This window comes from Amycolatopsis sp., assembly GCF_025464955.1.
Lineage (GTDB): Bacteria > Actinomycetota > Actinomycetes > Mycobacteriales > Pseudonocardiaceae > Amycolatopsis.
Genome location: NZ_JAODNM010000071.1, coordinates 1 through 4,029 on the forward strand (window position 1 = coordinate 1; position 4,029 = coordinate 4,029).

Genomic DNA, 4,029 nt, shown 5'->3' on the forward strand with positions numbered 1-4,029 from the left:
TGAAACCGATTTTCATTAAATTCTCCTTATTCAGGCAAGCTTCCGGTGGTGATCCAGCTGCGGACGTCGGCCATCCATCCCTCGAAGTGAGGGAAGACCGCGCCCGAACCCTACGTTTGCGGCGGGGTGGGACAAAGTCGGGTTGTTGGTGGCTGACCTGCCGATTTGTGTCGCGACACGCGGGCCGGTTTCAGTAGGTGGAGTTGGATGGTGCGGGTGACCAGGCGGGTTCCAGGGCCTGTGGTGCTGCGGGTGGTGTAGCGCAGGCTAGGGCGGACGGTCTTGATCGGGGCCATCAGCACCACCAACCACACGACCAGTTACGAGACATCCCTTAGGGACAGGGCCTTAGCATCAATGTACTGACCCGAGATGACGCCGCAGGACGCAACCTCGAAAGTCGTAGTGCCTGCGTATCCATATCCTTGGCGGCGCCATCAACGAGTACCGATACGCGGCTTGACCAGCAGCGACGACTTCCCGAGTCCCGCGGGCGACGGAATCAGCCCTTCAGGCTGTAGAAGTGCATCGGTGAGTTCGGCTTGAAACCGATCCGCGGGTACACCGGCGCCCCGGCGACGGTCGCGTGCAGAGTGGCCCGGGTCAGTCCGGTGGCCTGCGCGCCCTCATACAGTGCCTTCCGGGTCACAGCCTCGCCGTAGCCTCGACGCTGCCACTCCGGGTCAGTGGCGACGAGTACGACGAAGAGGCGGCCTTCTGCTTCCACCGTCGCCGCGCACGTCACCGGAACGCCGTCTCGGATGCCCAGGTAGGCGTATACCTGGTCCTTCCACAGCGTGGAGCCGACGAGCCCGTCACGACCGTCTTCCAGGGGCAATCCGTAGCCGCGCGAGTTGAGGTCGGCATAGGCTTGCAACTGTTCGTCGGTGGTCACGCGCACGAACATCAAGTCGGGGTGAGTAGGCTCGGCAACGGGGAGCAGGTCTCCGGCCATACCGGTGCCGGGAAAAGCGTATTCGAGCCCCGCTCGCTCGGTCGCAGCACTCAACGTCGCGCGTGCATCGTCATCGAGCAGGTCCTCGAAGAGCCACAGGAACCCGGGATACTTCTTCGAGCGCATGATGTTCGCTGCCTGGCTCAGACGTTGTTCGAGGAGCCCCACGTTTACGTCGGCATCAGTCAACGTGATGCAGTTCCAGAAAGCGAACCGGCAGTCGGCCCAGCGAACAGCAATGCCCGGCAGATCCCGCACATCCGCAGCCGAATCCCGGTCGAGCACCATCGCACGCCAGACCACGGCGAGCTGTTCCATCGATTCGATCGAGTCCGCAAAATCGGTCACCAAAACTCCCTCAAATTTGTCGAGCATCCACAGAGCCGCGCCGATCAGGAACACGAACTCTGCTAGTCGCGTGGATCATTTGTTGTTGTGTCTTCAGCGGTGGTCGTGGCCCTGGTCTGGTCCAGGAACCTGCGGCGAGAATACCGCTATTTCCCGGCCCTCCTCGCCGAGGATCGTTCCAATGCGCTGCACGGCATCGGGACGTCGGATACGCAGGAACGCGACCACGACAACGCCGACGAGAACAACGGCCACCGTGATGTAGGGCGTCAGGTTAAGCGGTGCCGTCGGAGCGGGGTAGACCGAGCCGACGAGCGCGGCACCGAATAGCACCACGCCGGTGGCCGGCACCCACAGGTGCGCGACCACGCTGTACCGGTCGCGGATCCGGCGGAAGAAGACCATTCCACCGATGCACAGCCCGATGTAGACGGTGATTACGGCCAGCGTGCCGAGTGTCGCGAAGAAGTAGTAGACGGTGATGGCCGCACCGCCGAGATCCCCGGCACCCAGTCCGAAACCCACGACCGCAGCCAGTACGGTGCCGAGGACCGCGATGGTGACCGTGGCGTTCGCCGGTGTATGGAACCGGTGGTGGGTGCGTCCCAACCAAGTGGGCAAAGCACCCTCACGACCCATCGCGAATAGCGTACGGCTTGCCGCGGTGGTGCATCCCACACAGACGAGGAACGCCGACATCAGCGCGCCGACCTCGATCAGAGCCGCCAGTGGTGCTCCGACGAAGCGCTCCGCGATCGTCTTGAGGGCGAACGAGTCACCGCCGAACGTCGCGCCGTTGTTCACCCCAAAACCGATGGCCAGGCTGTAGGTCGTCCACAGGTAGAACACCATAGCAAAGGCGACAGACGCGACAACCGCAATCGGGATTGAGCGCCGCGGGTTCGCCGTCTCCTCACCGAAGTCCGCCGCAGTCTCGAACCCGATATAGGACGTGATGCCGAGGATGATGCCGTAGAAGACCCCGGCGAACCCGCCCTTCTCTGTATGGGCGAAGGTGAACGGCGCGGCGGTGTTGCCCTGCGCTCCTCCCTTCGCGGTAACCACAGCGTTCACGATGACGATCACGACGACCGTGACCGCGCCCACCGCCAACTGCAGCCGCGTAGTGACCTTGATCCGGACGATCGACAATGCCACCAGCAGCGCCATGCCCAGCAGGAAGAGCGGGAACCACCAGCTCGGACCGAGGTGCAAGAGATCGGACGCGAGATAAGCCACCCCGGCCATCGTCATGGGCACGAAGCACATCACGCCGAAGGCATAGAGCCAACCGGCTACGAAACCGGTCGTGCGGCCCAGACTGCGGCTGATGTAGGTGTACGCGTAGCCGGCCGCGGCCATCCGTCGAGTAAAGCCGACCACGACGACCGCGAGCGCCAAGCAGGCGAGTCCGCCAAGTAGGAAGGCCAGCGGCGTGGATCCGCCCGCCACCGCAGCGACGCCTGGCACGTTGAGCAGCATCGCCATCCCAGGCGCAAGAACCGTAACCGATATCGCGACGGCATCGATGGTAGTCAATGTGCCACGGGCGAGACCAGAAGCTCGACCTTCGTTGCCCGGCACTGCCATGAAGAGCCCTCCACTACTAGATGATTGATGCGGTGAAGATCATGTGAGGCGGGCTGGTGTTGCCGCGTAGGCGGGGGGTCCATGATCAATCTGTGACGAAAAACCTGAACACCCTCCTGACCGCAATCTACGCGTCGAAGGACGAGGTGAACTGACCAGGCCTTGCGAAAGCAGGTCAACGACCGTGGGTTCCCGTCCTACAACCTCTAGCTCGACATTCTGGCCACCGGGGCAGACGTGCTCTGGCGGGTCTCGACGTCCTTCACGCTGCCGATTATCACCCGGCTGAGCGACGGCACCTACCTCTCCCAGTTGCGCGGGAAACGCAAGAACCAGCAGGTTGCCGTGCGCGTCATCGAATACTCCATCCGCGACGAGGACGGAATCAGCGAAGTGTTCGCGCTGATCACCAACCTGCTCGACCCAGATGAAGCACCCGCCCTGGAACTAGCCCTCAACTACAGCCAGCAATGGCACATCGAGCTACTGTTCCGGCTGGTGAACGTCGATTTGCGGACCCCCGGCGGGATCCTGAGATCCCGCAGCCCCTAAGGGGTACGCCAAGAAATCTGGTCACTGTTGTGCCTCTATCAAGTTCTGCGAACACTGATCACCCAGGTCGCCCTCATCGCAGGAGTCGATGCCACCCGGATCAGCTTCCCGCCCGCGCTCGACGCAGTCAAAGACTCCGTCGGCCGGGCTTTCCCCCTCATAACCTGGCCACCGCCCTCACATTCTTCCTCGCCGACATCCCCAGCTGGATCATCCGCCACCGCCCACACCGCACCGCCTCAGTCAAAACGGTCCGCCCCAGTCTCCGCTACACCACCCGCAGCGCAACCGACCCAGGAACCCGACTCATCACCTGAACCATCGAACTCCACCCGCTGAAACCTCACGCAGATTAACTCATCGCCATTGCTCCCTGGGTGGCCAGGTTGACGGAGAGGAAACCCCAGTCGCAGGTCCCCTTGTCAATGAGCTTGGCCAGGCCGTTGCTGAACCAGACCAGGCTCATGAAGATCCGCAACGCGGTGAAGGTACCGGCCATAAAACGGTAGGCGCCAGGTGTTCCGACTGTTCTGTGGCGCTGACGGTGTCGGCCATCGTCTCTCCAACCTCTCCTGATGGTGAGC

Annotated in this window: 4 protein-coding genes; 1 reads left to right on the top strand and 3 read right to left on the bottom strand. The window is 62.7% G+C overall.

Going from position 1 to position 4,029, the window contains the following annotated elements; all coding sequences use genetic code 11:
* Window positions 1–502: 502 nt before the first annotated feature.
* Together JWQ81_RS15950 and JWQ81_RS15955 are read right to left on the bottom strand one after the other, a co-directional pair.
* Entirely contained in the window at window positions 503–1,357 is an 855-nt protein-coding gene (locus JWQ81_RS15950) for a GNAT family N-acetyltransferase (protein ID WP_297542176.1), read from the bottom strand.
* 39 nt (window positions 1,358–1,396) lie between these two features.
* Window positions 1,397–2,893 carry an APC family permease gene (locus JWQ81_RS15955; RefSeq protein ID WP_297542178.1) on the bottom strand — a complete coding sequence of 499 codons (1,497 nt, stop codon included), beginning with the start codon at window positions 2,891–2,893 and terminating at the stop codon, window positions 1,397–1,399.
* A gap of 237 nt (window positions 2,894–3,130) precedes the next feature.
* Between JWQ81_RS15955 and JWQ81_RS15960 the strand changes: the two genes are divergently transcribed.
* On the top strand, window positions 3,131–3,445 hold the full coding sequence (locus JWQ81_RS15960; protein ID WP_297542180.1) for a hypothetical protein: 315 nt from the start codon (window positions 3,131–3,133) through the stop codon (window positions 3,443–3,445).
* A gap of 352 nt (window positions 3,446–3,797) precedes the next feature.
* On the opposite strand, the gene JWQ81_RS15965 is transcribed toward JWQ81_RS15960, so the two are convergent.
* Window positions 3,798–4,029: hypothetical protein (locus JWQ81_RS15965; protein WP_297542182.1), on the bottom strand; the 232-nt coding region annotated here is incomplete at its 5' end.